21 protein-coding genes are annotated in these 24,761 nt (G+C 41.0%); all 21 read right to left on the reverse strand.

Annotation, left to right across the window (positions count from 1 at the left end; translation table 11 throughout):
- Positions 1 to 26: 26 nt before the first annotated feature.
- The 21 genes from rng to mshL all read right to left on the reverse strand — a co-directional run bounded on the left by rng (position 27) and on the right by mshL (position 24,751).
- Positions 27 to 1,496 (reverse strand): ribonuclease G, encoded by a 1,470-nt coding sequence (gene rng / locus BTO08_RS11490; protein WP_105061030.1) that lies wholly within the window; start codon positions 1,494 to 1,496, stop codon positions 27 to 29.
- Between the two features lie 12 nt (positions 1,497 to 1,508).
- Positions 1,509 to 2,081: a Maf family protein gene (locus tag BTO08_RS11495; protein WP_105061031.1), complete on the reverse strand. Its 573-nt coding sequence runs from the start codon at positions 2,079 to 2,081 to the stop codon at positions 1,509 to 1,511.
- An 89-nt stretch (positions 2,082 to 2,170) separates the two neighbouring features.
- A complete protein-coding gene (mreD, locus tag BTO08_RS11500; RefSeq protein WP_005371109.1) occupies positions 2,171 to 2,659 on the reverse strand; it encodes a rod shape-determining protein MreD in 489 nt (162 codons plus the stop codon).
- The gene (gene mreC / locus BTO08_RS11505) at positions 2,649 to 3,626 is read right to left on the reverse strand and encodes a rod shape-determining protein MreC (RefSeq protein ID WP_105061032.1); all 978 of its coding nucleotides are present in this window, start codon (positions 3,624 to 3,626) and stop codon (positions 2,649 to 2,651) included. The genes mreD and mreC overlap by 11 nt, the downstream gene beginning before the upstream one ends.
- A gap of 43 nt (positions 3,627 to 3,669) precedes the next feature.
- Positions 3,670 to 4,713 carry a rod shape-determining protein gene (locus BTO08_RS11510; RefSeq protein WP_005371106.1) on the reverse strand — a complete coding sequence of 348 codons (1,044 nt, stop codon included), beginning with the start codon at positions 4,711 to 4,713 and terminating at the stop codon, positions 3,670 to 3,672.
- A gap of 126 nt (positions 4,714 to 4,839) precedes the next feature.
- Complete coding sequence (locus tag BTO08_RS11515) at positions 4,840 to 8,796, reverse strand: DUF6701 domain-containing protein (protein ID WP_105061033.1); 3,957 nt, start codon at positions 8,794 to 8,796, stop codon at positions 4,840 to 4,842.
- 172 nt (positions 8,797 to 8,968) lie between these two features.
- Positions 8,969 to 13,132 (reverse strand): DUF6701 domain-containing protein, encoded by a 4,164-nt coding sequence (locus BTO08_RS11520; RefSeq protein ID WP_105061034.1) that lies wholly within the window; start codon positions 13,130 to 13,132, stop codon positions 8,969 to 8,971.
- Entirely contained in the window at positions 13,125 to 13,577 is a 453-nt protein-coding gene (locus BTO08_RS11525) for a hypothetical protein (RefSeq protein ID WP_045149779.1), read from the reverse strand. The genes BTO08_RS11520 and BTO08_RS11525 overlap by 8 nt, the downstream gene beginning before the upstream one ends.
- Positions 13,567 to 14,295, reverse strand: coding sequence for a PilW family protein (locus BTO08_RS11530; RefSeq protein ID WP_105061035.1), 729 nt, complete (start codon positions 14,293 to 14,295; stop codon positions 13,567 to 13,569). The genes BTO08_RS11525 and BTO08_RS11530 overlap by 11 nt, the downstream gene beginning before the upstream one ends.
- Complete coding sequence (locus BTO08_RS11535; RefSeq protein ID WP_105061036.1) at positions 14,295 to 14,906, reverse strand: type IV pilus modification PilV family protein; 612 nt, start codon at positions 14,904 to 14,906, stop codon at positions 14,295 to 14,297. Before BTO08_RS11535 ends, BTO08_RS11530 begins: the two co-directional genes overlap by 1 nt.
- Positions 14,903 to 15,394, reverse strand: coding sequence for a prepilin-type N-terminal cleavage/methylation domain-containing protein (locus tag BTO08_RS11540; protein ID WP_105061037.1), 492 nt, complete (start codon positions 15,392 to 15,394; stop codon positions 14,903 to 14,905). The genes BTO08_RS11535 and BTO08_RS11540 overlap by 4 nt, the downstream gene beginning before the upstream one ends.
- 105 nt (positions 15,395 to 15,499) lie before the next feature.
- Positions 15,500 to 15,964, reverse strand: coding sequence for a type II secretion system protein (locus tag BTO08_RS11545; RefSeq protein WP_105061038.1), 465 nt, complete (start codon positions 15,962 to 15,964; stop codon positions 15,500 to 15,502).
- An 18-nt stretch (positions 15,965 to 15,982) separates the two neighbouring features.
- Positions 15,983 to 16,477, reverse strand: coding sequence for a type II secretion system protein (locus tag BTO08_RS11550; protein ID WP_105061039.1), 495 nt, complete (start codon positions 16,475 to 16,477; stop codon positions 15,983 to 15,985).
- An 89-nt stretch (positions 16,478 to 16,566) separates the two neighbouring features.
- Positions 16,567 to 17,037, reverse strand: coding sequence for a type II secretion system protein (locus BTO08_RS11555; protein ID WP_105061340.1), 471 nt, complete (start codon positions 17,035 to 17,037; stop codon positions 16,567 to 16,569).
- A 14-nt stretch (positions 17,038 to 17,051) separates the two neighbouring features.
- Positions 17,052 to 17,642: a type II secretion system protein gene (locus tag BTO08_RS11560; RefSeq protein WP_105061040.1), complete on the reverse strand. Its 591-nt coding sequence runs from the start codon at positions 17,640 to 17,642 to the stop codon at positions 17,052 to 17,054.
- Between the two features lie 30 nt (positions 17,643 to 17,672).
- Positions 17,673 to 18,149 (reverse strand): hypothetical protein, encoded by a 477-nt coding sequence (locus BTO08_RS11565; RefSeq protein WP_105061041.1) that lies wholly within the window; start codon positions 18,147 to 18,149, stop codon positions 17,673 to 17,675.
- Positions 18,130 to 19,356 (reverse strand): type II secretion system F family protein, encoded by a 1,227-nt coding sequence (locus BTO08_RS11570; RefSeq protein ID WP_105061042.1) that lies wholly within the window; start codon positions 19,354 to 19,356, stop codon positions 18,130 to 18,132. The genes BTO08_RS11565 and BTO08_RS11570 overlap by 20 nt, the downstream gene beginning before the upstream one ends.
- A gap of 14 nt (positions 19,357 to 19,370) precedes the next feature.
- Positions 19,371 to 21,083 carry a GspE/PulE family protein gene (locus tag BTO08_RS11575; protein ID WP_105061043.1) on the reverse strand — a complete coding sequence of 571 codons (1,713 nt, stop codon included), beginning with the start codon at positions 21,081 to 21,083 and terminating at the stop codon, positions 19,371 to 19,373.
- Between the two features lie 3 nt (positions 21,084 to 21,086).
- Positions 21,087 to 22,256, reverse strand: a complete 1,170-nt coding sequence (locus BTO08_RS11580) for a tetratricopeptide repeat protein (RefSeq protein WP_105061044.1) — start codon at positions 22,254 to 22,256, stop codon at positions 21,087 to 21,089.
- The gene (locus BTO08_RS11585) at positions 22,253 to 23,101 is read right to left on the reverse strand and encodes an ExeA family protein (protein WP_105061045.1); all 849 of its coding nucleotides are present in this window, start codon (positions 23,099 to 23,101) and stop codon (positions 22,253 to 22,255) included. The genes BTO08_RS11580 and BTO08_RS11585 overlap by 4 nt, the downstream gene beginning before the upstream one ends.
- Positions 23,102 to 23,104: 3 nt before the next feature.
- The gene (gene mshL / locus BTO08_RS11590) at positions 23,105 to 24,751 is read right to left on the reverse strand and encodes a pilus (MSHA type) biogenesis protein MshL (RefSeq protein ID WP_105061046.1); all 1,647 of its coding nucleotides are present in this window, start codon (positions 24,749 to 24,751) and stop codon (positions 23,105 to 23,107) included.
- Positions 24,752 to 24,761 lie beyond the last annotated feature (10 nt).

Raw genomic sequence — 24,761 nt, forward strand, 5'->3', positions numbered from 1 at the left:
TCACTGACTCTTCCCCATCTGTATCATTACATCATTACCACATCAAACTGCTCTTGGTTATACAGCGGCTCTGGCTTTATTTTTACTTGTTTACCAATAAAGACCTCAAGCTCAGCTAATGCATGCGATTCATCACCCATAAGAGCCTCACCCACCGCGGATGAAACATACACGATAAATCGATCAGCATCGTAAGCACGATTGACTCGGGTTATTTCTCGCAACACCTCATAACAAACACTTTCAACTGTTTTCACCGTACCACGACCATCACAAGATGGACACGTGCCACACAACACATGTTCAATACTTTCACGAGTACGCTTACGCGTCATTTCAACCAAGCCTAATTGCGTAAAGCCATTAATATTGGTTTTCACTCGATCATAAGAAAGTGCTTGCTCAAGTGCTTGTAAAACGCGTTGTTGGTGTTCATCTGAAATCATATCGATAAAGTCAATAATGATAATGCCGCCTAAATTACGTAAACGTAATTGGCGTGCGATCGCTTTCGTTGCTTCAATATTGGTATTAAAAATAGTCTCGTCGAGATTTCTTCGCCCAACAAACGCACCGGTATTAATATCAACCGTGGTCATCGCTTCTGTTTGATCTATGATCAAATACCCGCCAGACTTCATTTCAACTTTACGATCTAAGGAACGTTGAATTTCAGACTCAGTATCATAGAGATCAAAGATAGGCTGCTGGCCTGAATAATATTCAATATTATCTGTTACTTCAGGTACAAACTCATCTGTAAATTCTTTTAATTTATCAAACGCTTGGCGCGAGTCGACTTTGATGTTATCAATTTCAGTACCAACAAAATCACGTAAGATACGTTGCGCAAGTCCTAGCTCGCCATACAGCATCGAACGTGGCTTATACTTAGCACGACGCTCTAATACTTTACGCCATAAGTGCTTTAAAAAAGCGGCATCTTGAGCGACTTCATCAGTATTCGCTCCTTCTGCAGCCGTTCGAATAATAAAGCCACCTAAATCATCACAATGCTGTAAAACCGCTTTTTTCAAACGGTCACGCTCTTTCTCACTTTCAATCCGCTGAGACACACCAACATGGCTTGCTCCCGGCATAAAAACAAGGTAGCGAGACGGTAAGGTAATATCAGTCGTTAAACGCGCACCTTTAGTTCCCAGAGGATCTTTCACCACCTGTACGACAATGTCTTGCCCTTGACGAACAAGCTCTGAAATGTCGCGCACCTGAAATTGTTTTTTCTCATTTTCAGCCACGCATTCAGTGTGGGGAACAATATCTGAAGCATGTAAAAATGCAGCTTTATCTAACCCAATATCGACAAATGCAGCCTGCATACCAGGAAGTACGCGACTTACTCGCCCTTTGTAAATATTTCCGACGATACCGCGTTTCGATTCACGTTCAATGTGGATCTCTTGCAATACGCCATGTTCAATCATTGCGACACGGGTTTCACTCGGCGTCACATTGATCAGCAGCTCAGTGCTCATGGTTGCCTCTACTTATAACTTTAAAAAATCTTGTAACAGGATGTCGGTTTCCACTAGCGGTAACCCCATCACTGCATAAAAACTGCCATCGATGCGTTCAACGAATTTGCCACCTAAGCCTTGAATGCCATAACTGCCCGCTTTATCTTGTGGCTCTCCACTTTGCCAATATTTTTTGATTTCGTTATCTGACAAAGGCTTAAACCACACTTGCGTGATCACTAGCTTAGTTTCAATCCTTTCTTTCGTTGCGACTGTCACTGCGGTCATCACTTGATGTTGACGACCAGACAGCATTTTCAGCATACGCGCTGCATCATTAAAATCGACAGGTTTTTCTAATATTTGCTGATCAGCCACAACAATTGTGTCAGATCCTAAAACAGGTAAATCAGCCGGCGCTGCTTTTACTCCAGCTAAAGCTTTATCGCGCGATAAACGCTGAACATAATTTTCAGGGCTTTCGCCTGCTTGGTGGCACTCTTCAACATCTACCACAACACGTTCAAACTGATAGCCTAACTGATTTAATAACTCCATTCGACGAGGCGAACCTGAAGCAAGATATAATTGAATTGCAGCCATGATACACCTCAAACTTACATTTATACTTTAAAAACATTTAATTATAAATAAGGGGAAGACCAATTGGCTTCCCCTTTATGTTATTGCGATTAACGAATCGAAAACTTACGACGTATACGCCGTAATAATAAGAACAACCATGGCCATAATATAAAGTTTAATACGACAGCCCATAATTGTTGTGGCTCAAAAGTCACATTAGAGACTAAGTATTCAGCCCAATATTCAATAAGCTTACCGGCTAATGATAACAGCGCGAATACAATCGCTTGTTGTCCTAATGACAGGTTACGAAGCACTCTAAAATTTAAAGCAACAATGTAAGCAATCACCGACATCATTAAGCCACGGACACCTAATGTAGAACCTAAAATTAAATCCCACAATAAGCCGATAATCAAAGCACTTCCCACGTTAACACGATGTGGTAAGGCTAATACCCAATAACAAGTAACCAATAAAACCCATGAAGGTCTAAACGGTTCCAACATTCCGGGCCAAGGAGCTGCTTGCAGCACCAGAGCAAAAACGAATGACAACCAAATCCAAATTCGGCCATGTGCTTGGCTAGTTGGCATTATTCACCTCATTGCTCGGCTTTTTGTTCTCAATAGGTGCTGTTGGTTTTACACCATTTGCTGGTACAGCAACTGCAGGAGAAATGGTTGAAACCGCACTTGAAGGCGCAATCGATTTTGTTGCTGACGTTTCTGCCGCTTTCATTCTATCGGTTGGCCAGACTAATAATAAGTAACGTAATCGGTCAAATTGCACGGTTGGTTTAGCGATAATTTGTGCAAATGGGCGTTTATTGTCAAAAGAGAACTCAGTTACACGTGCAACCGGATATCCTTCAGGATAACGACCACCGAGCCCAGAGCTCACCAATAAATCACCTACACGAATATCCGTGCTGCTTGGGACATGCTCAAGTTGAATTTCATTACTTTTTCCAGTCCCTGTTGCAATAACTCGGATGTCGTTACGCACAACCTGTACTGGAATAGCATTCGTCGGATCGATCAGTAATAGAACACGACTATTATGCGCGCCAACATAGGAGATCTGTCCAACAATACCTTTATCATTAATAACAGGCTGGCCTTCATACACTCCATCAACACGTCCTTTATCAATCATCACTTGATGACTATAAGGATCAGAGTCGACAGCCATCACTTCGGCGATCATCTTACGCTCACCACGAACAAACGGTGAACCTAATAAATTTCTTAAACGCTGATTTTCTTGCTGTAATTGATCAAGCAATAAAACATTACTTTTCATCACCAACAAATCACGCTTCAACGCTTTATTCTCAACTAATAATTGCTGATGAGAACTCATTTGACCATTCAGGCCATCAAGTAATTCACGCGGTAAATTAGCCGCATACTGAAGCGGAGCGATTGCTGAGTTCAAAAAATAACGAACATTGGCAAAAGCATCAAGACGACTATCGGCTAGCATAAGGCTAGCCGATAGTAATATGGCAAGAAACAGGCGTAATTGCAGAGAAGGACCTCTGCCAAAGATAGGTTTCATCTAACGCTATAACCTGTTTTATAGAAAACTAACGCAGGCATTATTACTCTTCGCTGAAGAGATCGCCACCGTGCATATCAATCATTTCTAACGCTTTACCGCCGCCACGAGCCACACATGTTAGTGGGTCTTCAGCAACAACCACAGGAATACCTGTTTCTTCTGTTAGTAGACGGTCTAAATCACGAAGTAGTGCACCACCACCCGTCAGTACCATACCACGCTCTGAAATATCAGATGCAAGCTCTGGCGGACACTGTTCTAGTGCAACCATTACTGCAGACACAATACCTGTTAGAGGTTCTTGTAATGCTTCTAGGATTTCATTTGAATTTAACGTAAAGCTACGCGGTACACCTTCTGCAAGGTTACGACCACGCACTTCAATTTCACGTACTTCATCACCTGGGTACGCTGAACCGATTTCATGCTTAATGCGCTCAGCGGTTGCTTCACCAATAAGACTACCGTAGTTACGACGTACGTAGTTGATAACGGCTTCGTCAAAACGGTCACCACCAATACGAACCGATGATGAGTAAACCACACCGTTAAGTGAGATCACTGCAACTTCTGTTGTACCACCACCAATATCGATCACCATAGAACCTGTAGCTTCAGACACTGGCATACCAGCACCGATAGCAGCCGCCATTGGCTCATCGATTAAGTAAACTTCACGAGCACCAGCACCTTGTGCTGATTCACGGATTGCACGACGTTCAACTTGAGTAGAGCCACAAGGAACCGCAACTAATACACGAGGACTTGGGCGAAGAATACTGTTGTCATGTACTTGCTTAATAAAATGCTGCAACATTTTTTCAGTCACATAGAAATCAGCAATTACACCGTCTTTCATTGGGCGGATAGCAGCAATATTACCTGGTGTACGACCAAGCATTAATTTTGCGTCATGACCTACCGCAGCAACACTTTTTGTTGCGCCTGCACGGTCTTGACGGATTGCAACCACGGAGGGTTCATCTAGAACGATGCCCTGTCCTTTGACATAAATAAGGGTGTTGGCAGTACCCAAGTCAATAGACAGGTCATTAGAAAACATGCCACGAAGTTTTTTAAACATAGTCTTCGGCTAATCCTGAAAGCTCAAAATTCGTTAAATTGCACTAAATGTACCAAGCGCTAGACACTGAAACAAGGTAAGGATTGTCAAACCTACCACAGATTTGCAATTTATTTGCGCTAAGGCCTAATTTAACCCTTTTTCACCTCGATAAACGATGCGATCACTCCCGCGATATACACCAAATGTCACAATCGCTGATGGATCTTCATCACCTAATTCTCGCCAGTTATAGGTCAGCCAAGGTTGGTGTTCTTTGTTGGTTTGGCTACAACCAATATTAGTTGGTGTGTTGGTTGCTATACGTAACCAAAAACGGGTTTGTTGTTTTTTATAATTAGCAGGCGGTGATAGTTGTGGATGAGCTTCAATTTCATCGCTTTCACCAACGCTGACCTTTCCCGTTACATTAGTTGTTAATATCGATGTATTCGATCCATCAACCGGATGTAATGCCAGCTTACAATAATAATTACTGTTGTATGTTGAGCCACTATCATCAGTATGCGTTTGAAATTCACTACCATCCCAATATTCAATCTTTAACGGAAGACTAACGGGTTGATCAAATGGGCTTGTCGCATCATCTAGAACCATTCGCCCATAACGTAAATTAGGCGTTTCTTCGAATTGTGCGACGGTGTGTGTATCGACAGTATCGTTATTAACCGATGTGCTATTTCGGATGGATATAGGATCTTGATTTTCAGTTATATACCCACCAAAGCGACTATTACTTGAAGACCAAGGACCATCTGCTTCTGTTGTTGGGTTGATGGCAGAAGTAGCCTTACGTGCTAATAGCCATGTTTGTTGAACTTCACGATTCCAGAGCCTCTTAAAGCTCTTTTCTGCCAAGCCTGTTATGTGATGATATGAAAAACGATGATTTAAGCTCGTTAATGATGGATCCTCATACGCAGTCAGTGCAACATCAGCTTGATACGCCAAACCAAAGTTGTTGTAGTTATTCACTTGATTACCCAGCGTATTTTTCGCTTTAATCATTACTTGAACATTAAATGGCTGGCTTAAATAAGCAAATTGATCATGTCCGTTTCGATATATAATGCGGTTAGGTTGAAGCTCTAAATATTTAGGATAAAAACGCCCAATATTGCGATAGCCTTGATTAACATCCATACCCAAATATTGTGCTGCCGTATTCGCTTGTAAACGCACACTGCCGACTTCACTCCAAGATAAATCTTTATAGGTTAAAGCTTCAGTATGTTCTTGTACTTTAATGCCTTGCAATTCACCGGGCTCACCATTCATAGGTGTTATTGAATGATCTGATGGAATAGATAATTTAACATTTGCAGCTGGAGCACCTGCTTTAGAAAAGTTAGGTGTAATTGTGCTTTCACACAAATCAATGCGACTAGAATACCGACTATTAATATCTGCAGTTTCAGATCCCGCATTGCGCCAGACAATAGGTTTTACATCAACATCAAATTTCTCACCCGATGCCATAAAGCCTTCACCTGATGATGATGTACCGTCTGCTTTAACATATTCACCATCTTGATTTTTTGGACACACGGCAAATGTCCATGGGCGGGCATGTACTTCAACAGAGCCTTCCAGTAATTCCCAACCATCGTACTCTTCCTCAGTACCTGAGGTTAACTCGCTATCACAGCCCGTTTCTAATGAACAATTAGGATCTGACACAGACAAACTCACTTTACCCGCATCTGAATATTTCAAATCAAAATTAGCCACACCCGATGAGAAATTTAACGTTTCTTGTTCTCTTTGCCAGGCATTACCATTCGGCTTTCTAATTTCAATCTTGCCATTACCCATTTCTCGCGGCGCAATAAAGGTAGTATTAATGGTTAACTCTTTATTACCACTGTAACCTGTCGCCACACTTGCCGTTCCATCATTACATGACAGAGCTGATATAGTGACAGAGGTAGGTTTACCCGCAATTGTTTTTATTGGACTAGGTATAAAACCAAACTTAAATGGCACAAAGGTATAGTTACCTTCCACCTCATTAGTGATAGTTGAATCAACGGCCTTACCTGTAACTTTTATATTGCCAATATAATCAGGGCTATGTAATCGTAAGCGCCCTTGACCATTTTTAATCATGACATCTGTTGGTGTATAAGCATCAAAAGAAGTGGAATCATCGTTAGGTAAAGACCAGTATGCTAAGCCAGTTTTCTTAATATCAGTGCTAACAGTGACGGTACCATTAAAACCATTGGCTAACTCACCATCCTCATTTTTGACATTAAATGTCACCAGTAAATCATCACAGGTTAATGAATAATGTTCGGTTGGTGTTATTTCTAATGTATAGTTACCATCAGGCGGATTAATACAAATACCATCACCAATAATATTAGACTCTGTATCTAAACGAATATTTCTAGCAGTCACAGCGCCTCTAAGAGTAACTTTCCTCTCTACTCCCAAACTCGTATAGTTTGCAGAAAATAAAACATTACCCACTGAATATATATATGCGACTATTTCTGCCGTTTCATTTGCCTTTATAGATGCAGGCATATAATCAGTACCTTGATTTAAATCAGAGTCCTTAGTAACACCAAAAATATAAAGATTTTCAGGCTTTCCTTCCGTGTTTACCTTTCCATTTAAATCTGCATTTCGGACATATATTTCTGTCTTTTTATTTTTATCACGCAATTTAAATGTAGAATCTTTACGTAAAGCTAAACTTTCAATTGTATACTTACCAGAAGAAAATATAACAGTTGTCCCTTGTCCTATTTCAATATTTTTATAAGCACCCGGCTCTAATTCTAATGGGTTATTTTTATCATAATGGTATACGTTATTAATATTACCATTAGGTACAGATGATATATCATTGTATGGTTGTATTATTAAGCTTTCGTTTAATATACATTCCCATTTATCTCGAACATTACGACAAGTTTCAGACTTTATATTTCCATCATATGCTGATTTTTTAAAACCCAATTCAAATTTTTCTGACGTGTTATTTTTAATATAGGGACCTTTAATTCCCATCATCACCAGATAGCTATCATCATAATGGGACTGTGCAACACTTGGAAAATACTCACAATAGTCATTAACTTTCGGAGCAAACGCCATAAAGCCAATATGTTCACTGGTATGGCTACGTTTACTGATCTTAGTATCTTCAGGGATATCTTCATCAATAACAAAACTTACCCCATTTTCTGTGAGTTCACAGCGACGCAGCCACCCACCTTGACCACCTTTTCGCTCTAACTTCCCTCCAATAACAAAGGGTAAAGAATCATATCGTTGTTGAAAGGCATTACTACCATCACAAGCCATTTTCAACGGTGTATTACCACTTGAGCGAGGAACAAGACCTTTAGTGAACTCATATTGGTAACCACCGGATAAACCAAAGGTAGGCTCACTAATAAGATAAGCAATTTTTTCTGTTTTATAGAATGATTTTTCATCATCAGGAACATCATCACGGTCAACTCGTGTGATCTCTAAACCTAAATTAAGATCTCTCGTTGTGACAGAGTGAACAGCAGAGGTAAACCAACGATTATTATTTCGTGTTTGTACTTCTGAAAGGACGACTGGCGATTCTGAAAATGAGAAGCCATTAAAGTTTATATTTTCATAAGATGGTTTTGAATCCTCTCCATCACCCGCATATTTTCCTGTATCAATCGAACCTGCATATATTTTATGGCCATCATCAAGTGTCAATTCACCCGGCTCTATAACAAAGTAACTAATACTCATCATCAGTTCTTTTTTTAATTTAATATCATCGTCTAACGGCGCAGAAAATTGCTTTATCGTGAAACTTTCTTTCGTGACATTAAGTAAAGAAACGGTTTGAGGCCTATCTCCATCAGGATTATTTGCAGGAATAGTTGGCATTAAAAAAACCAGCGGCGTCTGACTATATTTCTTTTTAAGTGGAATCGTACAACCATTTACACTATTTGATAAATGGCACTTGTCAGTTACTAAATACTCATAATGACCAAACTCATACTGGCTAGCGTAAGCAGAAGAAGATATAAAAGCAGAAAATAAACATAATAATACAGCCTGAAAGCACGCTCTCATAAAAATCCCTTTTAACCATAATAAAGAGCATTCCTACGCTCTAAAGGTATTTAACAAGTTTTATATTGATATTTTAATTATTAACAAAGTAAACATCTACATTTAGATCTAATAATCAGCTATAAAAAAGCCGAGAGCTCACACTCTCGGCTTTCTGATGAATAAATGAGACTTACTGGTAATCAGCAGCAGGGATCCCTGGCTCATCTCGGTATAATATTCGGTCATTACCTCGATATACGCCAAAAGTCACAATAGCCGATGGGTCTTCATCACCTAAATTCCGCCAATTGTATCGTAGCCAAGGTTGATGAGAGTACGCGCCAAAACAGTTAATTGGATTTTTATCTTTTAACCGTGGTTTCACCGCACTCAAACGCTGCCAAAATCTTACCTGTTGTTTAAAAGTAGTACTATTTGAACTGGTACCATATCCAGAGATTTGGCTTGGGTTAGCCATAAAGTCTCCAGATAAGGCTTTGCCCTTCATTACTTTTCCACTACCGGATGTATAAGCACTGCTCTTACTATCTTCAGGATACATACTGATCACTTGGCGACAGTAATTTGCCCCATCAAACAGCGAGACTGAATCATCCATATTTTTAACAAATTCTGTACCATCCCAATATTCAATACGTAACGGCACTGCTAGCGATTTACGAATATCACCACCGACATTTTCTAATACCATACGTCCATAACGGAGATCGTTAACTCCCACTAGCGCACCCTGTGCATTAACCTTTTCCCCCGCCCATGTCACATGATCTGGAAATGAAGTATCTTGTTTAACTCGCAACTGCCATTGGTCAAACGGTCCATCTTCAACGGTAGTGTCAGTATCTTTTTCTTTACGTTGGAATATCAGTTTAGACGGCTTAAAAACAACCTCAGAGTTACCTTGGCTATCTTTCTGCCAATTACCTATTTTAGGGGATATTAAAGATCTATCACTACGCATTTGTTTTAAACGCAGATCTAATGGCAAATAACCACTTTTGTAATTACCTGATGCTAGTTTGAATTGACTCTGCAAATTAGAAGCAAACAAGTCATAATTTTTCACAGGATCGTTCGCTGCATTAAAAGCATTAATCGTAAAGTTAGCATCAAACGGCTGATTCATATAAGTGAATGTTCCTATCGCAGGTGTTACTTCACTCTTAGAAAAAGCAAAATACTTAGGATAAAAACGTCCTATTTGACGTTTACTCTGATTAATATTATTGCCAGTCTCTATATAATCGTTCATCCCAACCTGTAGCCAAATACTGCCGACTTCAGACCATCTATTACCAGTAAGTAATAACCCTTTTAATGTTGGTTTTACTGTCATTTGACCTTGCGTAAACTTGCCTTTAGAGCCGCTTTCAGGCGTTGCTAAATGGGTTTGAGTTAGCAAACCACCGCCCATCGCTGGTGCGTCAGGAGCAAGGAAGTTTTCTGTGACTGAATAGCTACAGTAGTTATTAGCAACATCTATGACAGAACTTTTTATTTTATTTTCCTGCCATACCAACGGCTTGAGCAACACATTAAAAGGTAGCCCCGCAGCGATATAACCCTCACCACCTTTTGATGTACCATTCGCTAAACGTAATTGATTCTTACCATTTAACGTTAATGGACAAATCGCAAACATCCACGGCCTTGCATTAACTGCAACAGAACCAGTTAATCCATTAGGAAGCAACTCACGTAACGCTTTTGCTTCCTTCGTTTTCTTTGTCGTTAACGAGCAGCTATCGCTAGTACAATTTGGATCAGAGACATGCCAAGCAATGACACCAGCATCACGGTAACGCAAAGTAAGCAGCTCTGACTTCCCTTGCTCGAACTCTATTTTTGCCTGCTTAGATGCGCCTGTCGCTGACTCAATATGTTTTCCTTTTACAATCTCGATAGTAATAGGATTATTAGGATCCGCTGCTTTTTTCGGCGCTTGATATTCAGTTGAAAAGTCTAATAACCGTGTTCCAGTATAATTTTCAACTAGCTTGATATTCTTACCAGTTGGGCATGTCATGGCTTTGATTGTGGCGGTAAAGTCTTTACCCGCCACGATATTGTGACCATCCTTAAGATCAATAGCGAAACCATCAGGGATAAAGGTGTAATTACCCTCCGGTGCATCACCAGCCATAAATTCAATACTTGCCGTTATTTTCAACGTCTCTGCGCCATTTGGTAATACCCAAATAACCGCATGTTGATTTTTCGCTGGCAACGTAAATGTATGCGTACCCGCAGTGAACTGATGAGATGATGCTAGCGCTGAATTATCTGCCCAAATGCCACCTGTTGACGAGGTAATATTAACCGTAATATCACCGTCAAATTCTTTAGTACCATCCTCTGATGTCACATTAAAATCAACTTGCTGGGCATGACATAAAGTCTTCGTGATTTCAGTCGGTGTGATTGTAAGTTCAAATTTAGGTTCTGGCTCAGGATCAAAACAGGCACTGCTACCGATAATCTCAGTTTCTACATTATTCACATCACCAGTCATCGTGATGTCAGGCGCCGTTACTGCACCGGTAATCCGCGTGATCTGGTTATTCAAGCCATCACTCATCGTAAGCTTACGCTCAGAGTAAATTAAGCCATTGATCTGACTACCTTTGTTTAGCTCAATATAATCATGGAGAATATCATTCACCGGTTTTAAGTCATGAACAACAATAAGTAAATCATCAGCAATTCCAGATAATGGCTTAATGGTTGAGCTGATCAAACTCATCTTTTTCACATGAACAACAGAGCCCGTAGGAAAGATAATATTTTTATTACTTAAATTAATAGTGTTAAACCAAAATACCGTTTTATTGCCAAAGTCTCTCTGTGATTGTAAATCGCCATCATCAACAGCAGGCCATGTATCTAACACTTGTTTTTTAGCAAATAAGCTCGGGTAAGGCTGAGCCGTATGACATTCTTCGCCATTACAATAATTGTTCTCACCACCACTTGAATTAATTGTCTTAAAACCTATATAGCGTTTGCCTTCTTTTACGGCTGAACCTTTAATTAAGACATTATGGCTAGCGTTAAATGCGCCAGTAGAGGTTTGCCATGTCTGAGCGGGACCTGGGAATACATTACAGACTTCTTCTGATGCACGACGTTGGAAAGCCATAAAACCAACCATTTCATTGGCATGTTGACGCTCAGGGTTATTATGCTCATTTAAGTCTTCATCAGTAACAAAGCTCACTTCAAGAACATCTTTACCCGGCTTTTGTTGATTTTTACATAAACGGATCCATCCCCCGTTAGGTCCTAAACGGGAATTTTTTGAAGCAATAACTAAAATGGGGTTTTTTGACTGATCCGAAAAATCAAAATCACTGCCTTTTAAATCAGTAAAACCTGCACATTGCTCCGTAACAGGCTTAGTGATCTTTTCAATCCCATGATAATTCCCATTTAGGGTGTTGGGTGTTTCGGCAGGACCTAAAGCAAACTGTAAACCTTTGTATAAACCACTACCTTCAACTAATAAATAACCAATCGTCACATTATGGTTAAGCACATATTGAGTTTCAGAGCTATCCACCCCTAAATAAAAATGGCCATTATTGCTCGTACCTTGATTTATCGTGCCACGAATAATAAACGGCGTTATCCACTCTGATTCTATACCTGTAGCAGAAATAACAGACGGTTTATTTCTTGGCTGAATTTCTGCGATTCCTCCAGGTGTTTTACTTTTAAATCCACTAGGAATCGTAACAGGCGTTACTTTGCCTTTCTTTATTAATGGATTTAACTTGTTGTAATCGATATCGCCTTTACTTGTTTGAAATTTAGGATCTTTAGCATCAAGCTGTTTATGTACAGTCAGTTCAGCCGCAGTAATACGACCATTATTGCCTAATGCAATGGTGCCTTTCTCCATCGCAAAATAGGTGATTTTACGCATAGGAATACGATATAAGGTATAGGTTTTATTTTTAAAATGATGCCATTTCGCTTCCCATGACTCCCAAGAACCTAAAAGACTATCTTCATCTTCTAAACGAATTGCGCTCGATACTTTCGGATAAACCTGTCTTACCCCAAATGCATAAGTATTACCTTTTTTGTATATTCGGGTAATTTTTAAAGATGATGGCGCATCAAGACCGTTATCTGTAATGGTCGGCATGAGGAAAATTAACGGTTTCGTCGTAAATTCTTTATTTAAAACAATTTCACACTCTTGGTTAATACAGCCATTGGGGCGTGAAATATCACTTTGTCCAAAATCGAATACTGGCCCACCTTCACTCGCAAACACCATACTGCTCAGCATCATTAAGGAGATAAAAAAAACAAAATTTTTAATCATTTAAATCTTTCGCCCACACTTCTTGGGTGCGTGTCATTGCCACGTTATTACTACCGCAGGTAGCTGTACTTTCTAGGTGGTACTCATTCACTGTTTTACCACTTGATAACCTAATCTTTTTCCTTGTACATACCACCTTTATTACTTGGCACCCTTTTTGGAATGGCGGCATAATTTTTTCAATTTCAGATGATGTATAAGTTATGCATTTATCGGAATCACTCTGAAATGGACTTTCTAGTGGGAAAAGTCGAGTTAATACAACCTCATTTGCCGAATGGGCTGTAAACCATGCTCGTGTTCCAAGCACCTCTTTGGTAGTCATGGTTTGACTAGAGGTACCAATTTTCGTCATCACCATAGCCATAAGCCCCATAACGACAATGACAAACAACACTATCATTAAGCCACTACCACGTTGCTTGTTATAACTGCTATAAGACATTCATCACCTGTACACTATGGTTGTAATCTGACTTTTCTTGAGTACGTAAGTCTAGGTACTGAATAGAAAATAACGCTATCGCATTACTGTTTAAGCCCGTGGTTTGTACATGAGGAATAAATTTATCGATGTTCTCAGCCATTAATACGCCCTCAAGCTCATCATTGACCTTTCGCACAATAGTCTTACCACTTTGGCAATAACTGATCTTATCTTTGTATAAATATAATCGTTTACCGGGTGAAGACGCATCCTTAATTGGCGACGTTAATGTCAATTGATACGTCTCATCTTTTGAAGCTGGCGCAGTAATACTGCGCACAGCTATGGTGTTATTTTTATATTGCTCAGATGAGGCAAAGCCCACTGCGACAAAATTACCGCTATTACTCCAGTTAGTAGAAAAACGTAACGGAGTTATCGCAATAGTATTGCTGTTATTCGATAAACTATCGTAATACACCGCTGGGGCAATAATCGGATAAAAGCTCAGACAATTAGATGTATAACTTAAACTGTTCGGTGCTGCATGACGGATTTCTTTGGTCATACGTGCAACTAAAAATCGGGCTTGAGACTGTAAACGCTCACGATCAACCGTATTGGTATACCCCTTTACACCAATCGCAATATAACTACCAATACCAATCATAATGATAGATAGCACGACAATTGCTATCACCATTTCAAATAGAGTGAAACCGCGCGGCTTAGCCATCAATAATTCCCCCTATAGGCGATATAGTCATATTTGCCATAGCGTCCAGCATCCACATTCACTGTGATTTTTTTCAGTGACAGTGAAGGTACATACTCAACATCAATAGTGGCATGAATATGGGCATAATTAGCGGTTGATAAACTTGGCACTAAATCTGTTAATTCACCACGACGAGAAGTTAAACTGGGTTTAACATAATTATTACCATTATATGTATAAGGGTTCGGGCATTGACTTGTATCTCCCCAACAGCCAATAAAATCATCGACGTCATTAGCCATTGCTGGATTCGTCGCTTCTAAAGGGTCATCCGGCCCTAAACGTGCTGGCAAGGTACATGGATTACGATTTCCTTTAGCGTCATCCTCACCACAGCGGTAAACACTGTCACCATTAGGATCAGAATTTTGGTCGAACTGACGCGCTAATACTTCATTAAAAATCGCATCAGCCATTGCCGCTGAACGCGCTTGATATTGAGGAACCGCAGATCGCTCAACTTGAGGAAAAAGAAAACTCACTAGAGTAATCATCGCAATAGCGAGTAATACAATAGTGATGATCCCTTCAATAAGGGTAAAACCGTGCTGTTTTATGTAAGTATTCACTTACTACACACCTCATCATCTTTCTTTTTATACACATAACCTTGGCTATTAATACAAAGACTGGCAGTTTGTTTATTTTTTGCCGTAATCGTAATAGTACAACCGTTAGCACACACTAACGTAGGCGCCGTTACAGATGTATTTACGGGCTGACCAAGCAAATTAAAGTACAACTTAGCACGTGTATTTCCGCCATCGACTAATGAAAATTCGGTATTGGTTTGTGATTGACGCAAGCTACCATCCGTTTCTGGATGAGCAGCGTCGCAGACACCTAAGCATTGCGAAGAAACATTCAAGGGAGCGCGTTGCCCTTGCATTGAGGATATTTGAATTTGGCGAATAACAGAAATCGCCTGATCACGGGTCAGTTGCGCATCAAACTCGCTCCGACCTGAAAAACGAGCAGCTGCAGTGGCACTGATGATCCCAATAATTACGATCACCATAATGAGTTCAACGAGAGTAAAACCTTGTTGCTGCTTCACATTACCACCTAAACATGACCTATTTTATTGTTATGTAATTTATCAGATTAAAACAAAAAAGGCGCAGCCGGGTGACTGCGCCTTTAAATGTACATTACAGCCTAACTATTCACCTGCACAATCATCACCTAACGTGACTACTGTTGTTGCTGGAGAAGAAACGCTAGTTGCTTGGGTGTAAGTAACAATACACGCATCCGTTTTACTATTACTTTTGTAAGAGTAGGTAATAGAAGTATCATCTACTGATGAGACAACTTTCCAATCTTCATTTAAGCCTGTTACAACTTTGCCCAGTGCAGCCGATGTTGCTTTAGGGAAACCAAATGCTACTGGCACAGCCCCATCAGTCGTTGTAGAACTCGACACTGATTCAACACCATCAACCGCTGCTCGACCATAAGTAATACCCGCAGCGCCATCAATAGCACCTTTAAGACCTTGCAATGATGCTTTACGTGCGTCACCTTGTAGGTTTAAAAACTTAGGGGCTGCTGTTACTGCTAAAATGCCAAGAATGACGATAACAACAACTAATTCAATTAAGGTAAAACCTTTTTGTTTATTCATTTTTACTTCCTTGTGAAATTACTTACATGAATCGCCTGATGTAATTGCTAATGTTGAAGCTGCGTTAGATACATCAGCAGCTTTGTATTCAACATAACAACCTGTAGCTTCAATGGTTGCTGCGTTTGAACCTGCGGCGACCAAATTATCAAATGTAACAAGATACGAACCAGTCCCCGTTGAACCAGATACTGCACCGATCCAATCACCACCACTTTCTAATCCATTAACAGCCTTAACAATACCATTCGCATCCGCAGCAGGATAACCATATACGACATTGATACCTTCAATCTGCTTTCCAGATGCGGCGCCTTCCACGCCATCAATCGCAGCTTTACCGTAAACAATGCTAGCTGCACCTTGAATTGCGCCTTTCAGCCCTTGGAGAGAAGCATTACGGGCATCATTCTGAAGGTTCAAAAACTTAGGTGCAGCCGTTACTGCAAGAATACCTAAGATAACAATGACAACGACCAACTCAATTAAGGTAAAGCCTTTTTGCTTAATCATAAATGTACATCCTTGTGGTTTTATTTAATTAAGCCCCATCACAAATGAAGCTTAATTAAATAGCGCTCATCCGAGCGCTATTTGCGGTATTAGCTACAAGAGTTACCTGTTGCTACTACTGTCGTTGAAGCTGCTGCAGAAGCACTTTTAGCTTGTGTGTATTCAACGTAACAAGCATCAGCACTCGTCAAATATGAATCTTTACCTTTGAATGTACACTTGATTGAGTCACCACTTGGTGTACCACATGTCCAATCAGTGCTTAGACCATTTACTGCCGCACCAAGAGCAGCTGAAGTCGCTTGAGGGTAGCCAAACTTAATAGGAATACCAGAAACCTCTGCGTCAGCCGCATCACTTGCTTCTAAACCATTAATAGCAGCTTTACCGTACACGATACCTGCAGCGCCTTGGATAGAACCTTTTAAACCTTCTAGTGATGCTTTACGTGCATCGTTTTGAAGGTTCATGAACTTAGGTGCAGCCGTTACCGCAAGAATACCTAAAATCACGATAACAACGACTAATTCGATTAGCGTAAAGCCACCTTGACGTTTCATATACATTTCTCTCTTTATTTCAAATCTACTTCAACACGGCCCACTGCCGGTTGGTAAGTAAAAGAATGCCCAGCTAATGGATTCACTTCGCCTGAGCTGTTTTTGCTAGCTGATGCTAGCTGGTAATAACGACACTGTTTAGCGGCACCTGTGCCTTCAACCGTGACGAAAAATAAATCTTTGCCACTCGCAAGATCATCGCGTGATGTCGTTGCTAACGGTGGGTTTTGCATCAATTCTTGCAACAAATCTAAACAGTCCGTCGCAGTCATATCGACCACATCAGTTGTTGCACTGGTGTTTAACGCAAACGGATAACCAGGACGTATATTTAACGTGGTATCTTCTTGGGTTAATTTAAATTCAGTACCGTCGTAATCAACAATATTATTATTTCCACTATCAACAGGACGACCATACGCTTCCCATTGTGCTCTTGCTGAAATCACAGCGGTTGCAAAACCACCCGTCATTCCTTCTATTGCAGATTGCTTAGCTTGATCGGTGATATTCATAAACCGAGGTAAAGCGGTTGCCGCTAAGATCCCGAGCACAATAATCACAACGACTAATTCGATAAGCGAAAAGCCGGCGTTTTTTTTCATTTCCCTATCCTTACTGTAAGAAACTCGACACTATAGCGACAAATTACTGGCAATATGTATTTTGTCATTAATATAAAGTATTGCCAATTTTTTCTTAATGCCTATGTCATATAAACATGTATTATAACTGCTTGAATCATCAGTTTTTCTATAACTAAATGAATTATATTCAGGCTTTCCTATTCCATTTGATAATAAAGACCATATTTTAGGGCAGTCCAACGCCCCCTGTTTCAACACAATTGGCCATCCTAATTGGGTATATTCAAACGCAATATCACCAACCTTGTCGGAATGAGGTTTATTATTTAATTCCCAGTTCTGGCGCAGGTTTACAGCACCTTGATACAAATTATTTCGGGTTAAATCAAACTGAAGAAACTTGGCATTTTTCTGTACTTGCTGCCATTCGTATAACAAAACACTTATTAATATAAATGTAATTATTAGCCACGAAATATTTTGTAACCTTTTTTTGTGCTGTAACTCACGATCCCTTAGCGACATCGAGCATTCCCCACATAGGTAAAAAGATACCTAAGGCTAATAACAACACCATGCCAGCCACAACAACCAACATGATTGGCTCTATTCGAGCCGTTAATGTTTTTAAATCGTATTCCACTTCACGATCATAAAAATCAGCGACTTCTAACAGCAACTCATCGACTTGACCGGTTTCTTCGCCTACGGCAATCATTTGTAAAACGAGTGGCGTAAACACCCCTGATTTGGTTGCCGTTCGTGAAATACTGCTGCCGCCTTCGATCCCTTGCTTCATTTCTATCAAACGGTTTTCTAAAAAGCGATTACCTAACGATTCCGCTGCCATTTGAATCGCTTGATTTAAAGGCACACCAGCACGGATCATTAAAGAAAACGTACGAGCAAAACGCGCCATTTGAGCACGATTAACAATGCTTCCCGTAATAGGCATACGTAAGCGCCAGTTATCCCACTTTTCGGCACCTTTTGGCGTATTACGCCAAAATCGTATACCTAACCAAATAGCGACGGATACGCCAATCATCATCGGCCAGTAATGAACAAAAAAGTTCGATGTTCCAATCAACACTCGAGTTGGCCATGGCAGTTCAACGCCAAAGCGCGAGAACATCGACGCAAATTGTGGAATAACTTTGGTATTTAATATCCCCATTGCTATCACGATAGCCGTTAATACAAATGTGGGATAACGCATCGCCGACTTAATTTGTCGACGGGTATTCATCTCTTGTTCGTAGTAATTCGCAAGCTGTAACAATACCTGATCAAGACGACCTGTATTTTCGCCGACATGGATCATCGAGATAAATAACCGAGAAAAAACCCGAGGATGTTGCTGCATCGCCACTGACAACGCGCGACCATTCGTCAAATCAAGGGTTAACGCTTCTAGGGTTGTTTTTAATAAAGGGTGACTCGCACTTTGCGATAAACCTTTAAAAGCCCGTAATAGTGGGACACCCGCTTTGGTTAAACTGTATAGCTGTCGACAAAAGATCACGAGAACTTCTAGCGGTAATTGCGCTTGAAACAAAGCACTTAAATCAAACGCTTGACCTTTTGCTTTACCGTGCGATTCTCGGATCTCAAGGGGGATCACACCTTGACGTATCAAGAGATCGGCTGCGGCATTAGCATTTGATGCTTCAATCGTTCCCTGTTTTAATTGGCCTTTCTCACCGCGCCCTCGGTAGCTAAATACTGCCATCTTCGTCTCTACTACTAGTTAAGAACATCCAGTACTTCACCTTCACCAAGAAGCAGTACTTCATCAATGCTGGTCTTACCCGCTAAAGCAAGCTCCATTGCAGATTCCACCAGCGGTTTATAGCCTTCACTCTTTCTCGCCAGTTGGGTAAATAGCACCGCATTATTTTGGCGTAGCGCATCCATCATATCTTGACGCATCTCAAGTAATTCAAAGACACCAATACGGCCTTTGTAACCAGTAAAGTTACAGCTATGACACCCTCGTCCACGACGGAAAACATGATTGTTGTAGAATGGGAAACGGGTTTCTAGCCACGCTTTTTGTCCCAGCTCTAAAGCCGCATCTTCACCACAATCACTACAAATACGACGTACCAATCGCTGCGCTAATACTGCACGAACGGCACTTGCCACCAAGTAACCCGGCGCTTCCATATCGATCATACGCAGTGCACTGTCTACCGCATCGTTAGTATGAAGTGTAGATAAGACTAGGTGACCCGTTAATGCCGAACGCAAGCCAATTTCGACAGTTTCCTGATCGCGCATCTCACCAATTAAAATGACATCGGGATCCTGACGTAAAAAAGTGCGTAGAATAGATGAGAAATTAAGCCCAATCTTGCTGTTTACCTGAACTTGGTTAACACGCGGCAATCGATATTCAACCGGATCTTCGGCAGTAATGAGTTTCTTACCCGGCTTATTTAATTCGCTTAATGCGCCATATAGCGTCGTAGTTTTACCTGAACCTGTTGGCCCTGTTACCAAAATCATGCCATGAGGACGTTTTAGCTGGCGACGAAAACGCTGCACGATATCATCCGGCATACCGATTTCATCAAGGCTTAAAATACCGGCTGACTGATCAAGTAAACGCATTACTACCGATTCGCCATGTTGAATTGGCATAGTAGAAATACGCACATCAACCGAGCGGTTACGCACCATCATGTTAAAGCGTCCATCTTGAGGCAGACGCTTTTCTGAAATATCGAGGCCGCTCATTAGCTTTAAACGCAATACTAACGCAGAAGAAATACTGCTCTCATCAATCAGGTTTTCATGCAGTACACCATCAATACGTTGACGGATACGCAACACTTCAGCATCTGGCTCTATGTGAATATCTGAAGCGCCCACTTGCACTGCATCTTCAAACAATGAGTTGATCAGTTTTACAACAGTCACTTCTTCATTATCGGCCTCTTCCATGCCGAATGTGAATGTGTGGTGATCTTGGTGCTCTGCTTTTAATTGCTCAGCAAATGACGCAATTTCTTGTGTTCTACGATAGTAGCGATCAAAGGCTGCCAACAACTGACGTTCTGGCGCAATCACAAGTTCAACACGGTATTGACTCAGCTGATCAAACACCGCTTCTTGTGCCGCTAAGTCAGCAGGATCACTCATCGCAACACGAACCGTATCACCGTGCTGACCTAAGACTAAAGCACGCAAGCGACGCGCATTTACTTCTGAAAGTAAACCAACATGTTCGCTATCCACTTGCACTCGTGTTAAATCAACAAGCGGCACATCAAGTTGTCGCGCCAAAAACTGCAGCATTTGCTGTTCAGTAAGAAATCCTAAATTAATTAGGGTGTCACCGAGCTTACGTCCCGTTGATTGCTGTTTTGTCAGTGCTTGTTCTAGTTGTTGCTGAGTAATAATATTTTCATCAACTAGAAGATCGCCTAAGCGTTTACGTAATCGAATTTGCATCGGCTAGCTCCTATGCGATTTTAATGCAACTAAACGCTGCTGAATAAATTGTTGTGATGACGCTGAGATATTACCTAGCTGTAATGCTTTTTGGTAAGACTCACGGGCTTTCTCTGCATTACCACTCCGGTCTTGAGCAATCGCTAATCCCATCCACCAGCGGCCATCAAATGACGCTAAGCGCACTAATTGTTGATAACTTTGAAGTGCTACCACATTGTTATTTAACCTTTGTGCTAACGCACCACGCATGGCTAAATACTGCGAATCCATACTGCCACTTTTATCATTTAACACAGCTAATGCCGCTTGATTTTGGTTTTCATTGACCAATAATTTTGCGAGTGTTAAACGTAACTGTGGTTGATTCGGTTGCTTTGCTAGCCCTTTTTCAAGCGTCGCAATCGCTTCTCTTACATTGCCTCGCCCATAATACAATGCCGCTAAACGTTGTCTTACCATGATCCAATCCGGACGATAATTTAAAGCCGACTCTAAATTAACAACCGCTTGTTTACTGTTTTGCTGCTCTAAGGCTTTTTCTGCATTCAAATATTCAACTTGCGCCAATTCTTTTGGCGTTAAGGAAACCGTTTGAATCGATAATTCACTTTTAACGGGTTTAGGCGCAGGCGGCTTTGGCTGCGCTTTATGTTCTTGCTCAACCGCAGCCAATGCTTTTTCATAACCACTTTCATAGCCTTGATCATAAGAGCTTTGTAACTCTTTTTGTTCATCTTCACTTTCAAGTGATTCTTGAGCGACAGGCATATTCGCAAGCTCAGCTATCGCTGATTTATCAATACTCTTTGAATGTGATTTTTCTGTAACAACTGCCGTTTTATTTTCATCTGATGTTACAGGTGCTTTCACTGCAATGGTTGATAACGGTTTAACTGATGCAATCTCTTTCGTTGTTTCCGGTTGTTCAACAATCGGCTCTGCAGCTATTTCTGTTTGTGCCATAGCCGGTGTAACCACACTATCTGGTTGATTGAACCACCACGCCATACCGACAAATGCCATGATACAACAACCAACGGTTACCCATTTAGGCCATACTGATGTTGGTATAGGTGCTATTTCTGCTGCACGTAATGGAGAGCCCTGCTGCGATGCAGAAGCGAGTTTTACTTGGCTCAACTCATTAAGTCGGCGATTTAATTCACTCATGAATGACTCCATCCCCACAATATAGGAAATGACCACTTAGGTTGTTTAGCACCAAGGGTATCCCGAATAGCCATGAGGACTTCTTTTTTACTAACGATATATTGTTGCTCACAAAAAGTGGCAAGTAAGGACTTATGGCATAATTGATTGATTAATCGTGGCGTGCCACCACTGGCATACCAAATTGCGCGGCATATCGACAAGCTAAACACCATGTCGGTATAACCGGCTTGATACAGTCGGTGTTGTATATATGCCACGGTTTCAGCCAAGGTTAATGGTCGTAAAACAGCACGAAATGTGATCCGTTGACGTAATTGACGCAATTGATGCTGGGCTAATCGTTGATCAAGCTCTGGCTGTCCGAGTAAAACGATATGTAGCAGCTTTTCTTGTTCGGTTTCTAAATTGCCTAATAAACGAATCGCTTCTAACGCATCATCTGATAACGCTTGTGCTTCATCGAGTAGCACCACTACCGATTGGCCATTCAACCGACGAGAGATGAGTTCATCCTGAATTTGCTCAGTCAGTAGAGCATGGTCACTATTGGGTAGGAGGCTTAATTCTTTTGCCAATGAACGCTTTAATTCTATTCCACTACAGGCTGGCGTCGGTAGGTAAGCAAGATCAAAATGAGTTGGCAATTGGGTCATCAACATACGACACACTAAGGTTTTACCCGTTCCTACTTCTCCTGATACCTGCGTGATCCCTTCACCCATTTGTAGTGCTGCCAACACGGTTTGAATCGCTTCAATATGTGATGGCAGCGCATGGAAAAGAGAGGTATTCGGTGTTAAAGAAAAAGGCTGCTGACTAAAACCAAAGTGTTCGAGATACATGAATTACCCTTCTTCAGGGAACCATTCATTAATCAGGGATCGAGAGCGTTCAATTTCTTGTTTCCAAGTATTGTCAGTCACAACTGTCGGTTTAAGTAAGATCACCAATTCAGTTTTCTTTTTCACTTTATTGATATGACGGAATAAATTACCAATCCCAGGAATATCACCTAGTAGTGGTACTTTCGAGACTTGATCATTAATGCTTGATTTCATTAAACCACCAATCACCACAACATCACCTGTTCGGGCGTGGATGATTGAATCAGATTCGCGAATAGTACTTTTTGCCAACGGTAATACCATAGGTTTTGCGGTACCAACTTCAATCGTCTTCTGTTCATTCTGCACATCAACAACTGCTGGGTGAACATGCAATAAAACGCCGCCTTGATCGTCAATCTGTGGCGTCACGTCTAACGAAATACCAGAGAAAAACGGGGTTAATGATACATCTGGCGAAACATTATTGTTATCACCTGAAACGTTGCTGCTTGAAACGTCTGTCACAAAGTATTCATCACCACCTACTTTGATCACCGCTTTTTGGTTATTTGCAGCTGTCACTCGCGGGCTAGAAAGTACATTCAAATCCCCTTGAGTTGATAAGAAGCTCATCACCGCACTGAAATTACCATCGGTGATCTTTATATTAGTTTGTCCGCCCAATAGCTCTGAAATAGCATTACCGCCCGGTAAGATACTCGCGGCGGCATCTGCAGCATTTTTCATTTCATTAACGATAATGCCAGTGCCGCCAATACTTGAGGTTAGATTATTCCAATCTATCCCTTGTTGGTAACTATCATTGAGCGTCACTTCCATAATTTTCGCCTCAAGCACGACTTGACGCTTTAGACGACGTTGAGACATGCCCAAGAACTCTTTTACTTCACGTAATTCATTAGGGAAGGCTCGTACAGAAATGAGACCCGCTTGTGGTGATACCATGACATTTCGACCATCACCAGAGCCAATCATGCCACTAACAACTTTCTCTAACTGTGTCCAAAAATCACTGTCCGAGGTCGTTTCAATCGTCGTGCCGCCCGTTGTGGTATTACCGCCACTTGATGATGAGCTACTGCTATTGTCATCATCACCTGATGACGAATTATTATCGCCATCACTAATAGAACCGGAGGTAATAGAGGTTAATGACTTACCTTTACGTTGTAATTGTAAATAATCAACGGGGATCACTTCAGTCCGTAACGTTGCAGGGAAAACCTGAATAATATTCCCTTTACGCGTCGTACTATAACCGTAAATATCAGACACGACATTTAGCACTTCATCGAGTGTGACATCATTTAATTTCATTGTAATACGGCCAGTAACACCGGGATGAATAACGATATTAAATGGTGTGCCTTTTACTAAACTGGTAAAGAATGCATTGGCTTCAACATTTTTAGCATTAACACGAAAACGCTTTTCTAACGAAGAATTAGCTGGGTTAATATTGCTATCAAGTGATGGCATAAGATCAGCATTAACGGCAGAAGGTAGCTCCATTAAAGGACGGCTACTCGCTTCATTCGCAGCTTCATTTAAGGCCTTCTTCACTTCAACAGGGGTTTGGTGTCCCATATTAGTTGAACAGCCCGCTAAGGATGCAATGGTGATCCCTAGAAGAATTCGACGCATAATATTTAAC

This window comes from Photobacterium angustum, from assembly GCF_002954615.1.
Taxonomy (GTDB): domain Bacteria; phylum Pseudomonadota; class Gammaproteobacteria; order Enterobacterales; family Vibrionaceae; genus Photobacterium; species Photobacterium angustum_A.

Bases quoted from the DNA above. Each gene is read 5' to 3' on its own strand.
- BTO08_RS11510 (WP_005371106.1), bottom strand. From the start codon at position 4,713: ATGTTTAAAAAACTTCGTGGCATGTTTTCTAATGACCTGTCTATTGAC.
- rng (WP_105061030.1), bottom strand. From the start codon at position 1,496: ATGAGCACTGAGCTGCTGATCAATGTGACGCCGAGTGAAACCCGTGTC.
- BTO08_RS11560 (WP_105061040.1), bottom strand. From the start codon at position 17,642: ATGAAAAAAAACGCCGGCTTTTCGCTTATCGAATTAGTCGTTGTGATT.
- BTO08_RS11550 (WP_105061039.1), bottom strand. From the start codon at position 16,477: ATGATTAAGCAAAAAGGCTTTACCTTAATTGAGTTGGTCGTTGTCATT.
- BTO08_RS11495 (WP_105061031.1), bottom strand. From the start codon at position 2,081: ATGGCTGCAATTCAATTATATCTTGCTTCAGGTTCGCCTCGTCGAATG.
- mreD (WP_005371109.1), bottom strand. From the start codon at position 2,659: ATGCCAACTAGCCAAGCACATGGCCGAATTTGGATTTGGTTGTCATTC.
- BTO08_RS11525 (WP_045149779.1), bottom strand. From the start codon at position 13,577: ATGTCTTATAGCAGTTATAACAAGCAACGTGGTAGTGGCTTAATGATA.
- BTO08_RS11515 (WP_105061033.1), bottom strand. From the start codon at position 8,796: ATGAGAGCGTGCTTTCAGGCTGTATTATTATGTTTATTTTCTGCTTTT.
- BTO08_RS11545 (WP_105061038.1), bottom strand. From the start codon at position 15,964: ATGAATAAACAAAAAGGTTTTACCTTAATTGAATTAGTTGTTGTTATC.
- BTO08_RS11520 (WP_105061034.1), bottom strand. From the start codon at position 13,132: ATGATTAAAAATTTTGTTTTTTTTATCTCCTTAATGATGCTGAGCAGT.
- BTO08_RS11565 (WP_105061041.1), bottom strand. From the start codon at position 18,149: ATGTCGCTAAGGGATCGTGAGTTACAGCACAAAAAAAGGTTACAAAAT.
- mshL (WP_105061046.1), bottom strand. From the start codon at position 24,751: ATGCGTCGAATTCTTCTAGGGATCACCATTGCATCCTTAGCGGGCTGT.
- mreC (WP_105061032.1), bottom strand. From the start codon at position 3,626: ATGAAACCTATCTTTGGCAGAGGTCCTTCTCTGCAATTACGCCTGTTT.
- BTO08_RS11555 (WP_105061340.1), bottom strand. From the start codon at position 17,037: ATGAAACGTCAAGGTGGCTTTACGCTAATCGAATTAGTCGTTGTTATC.
- BTO08_RS11580 (WP_105061044.1), bottom strand. From the start codon at position 22,256: ATGAGTGAATTAAATCGCCGACTTAATGAGTTGAGCCAAGTAAAACTC.
- BTO08_RS11585 (WP_105061045.1), bottom strand. From the start codon at position 23,101: ATGTATCTCGAACACTTTGGTTTTAGTCAGCAGCCTTTTTCTTTAACA.
- BTO08_RS11575 (WP_105061043.1), bottom strand. From the start codon at position 21,083: ATGCAAATTCGATTACGTAAACGCTTAGGCGATCTTCTAGTTGATGAA.
- BTO08_RS11570 (WP_105061042.1), bottom strand. From the start codon at position 19,356: ATGGCAGTATTTAGCTACCGAGGGCGCGGTGAGAAAGGCCAATTAAAA.
- BTO08_RS11530 (WP_105061035.1), bottom strand. From the start codon at position 14,295: ATGGCTAAGCCGCGCGGTTTCACTCTATTTGAAATGGTGATAGCAATT.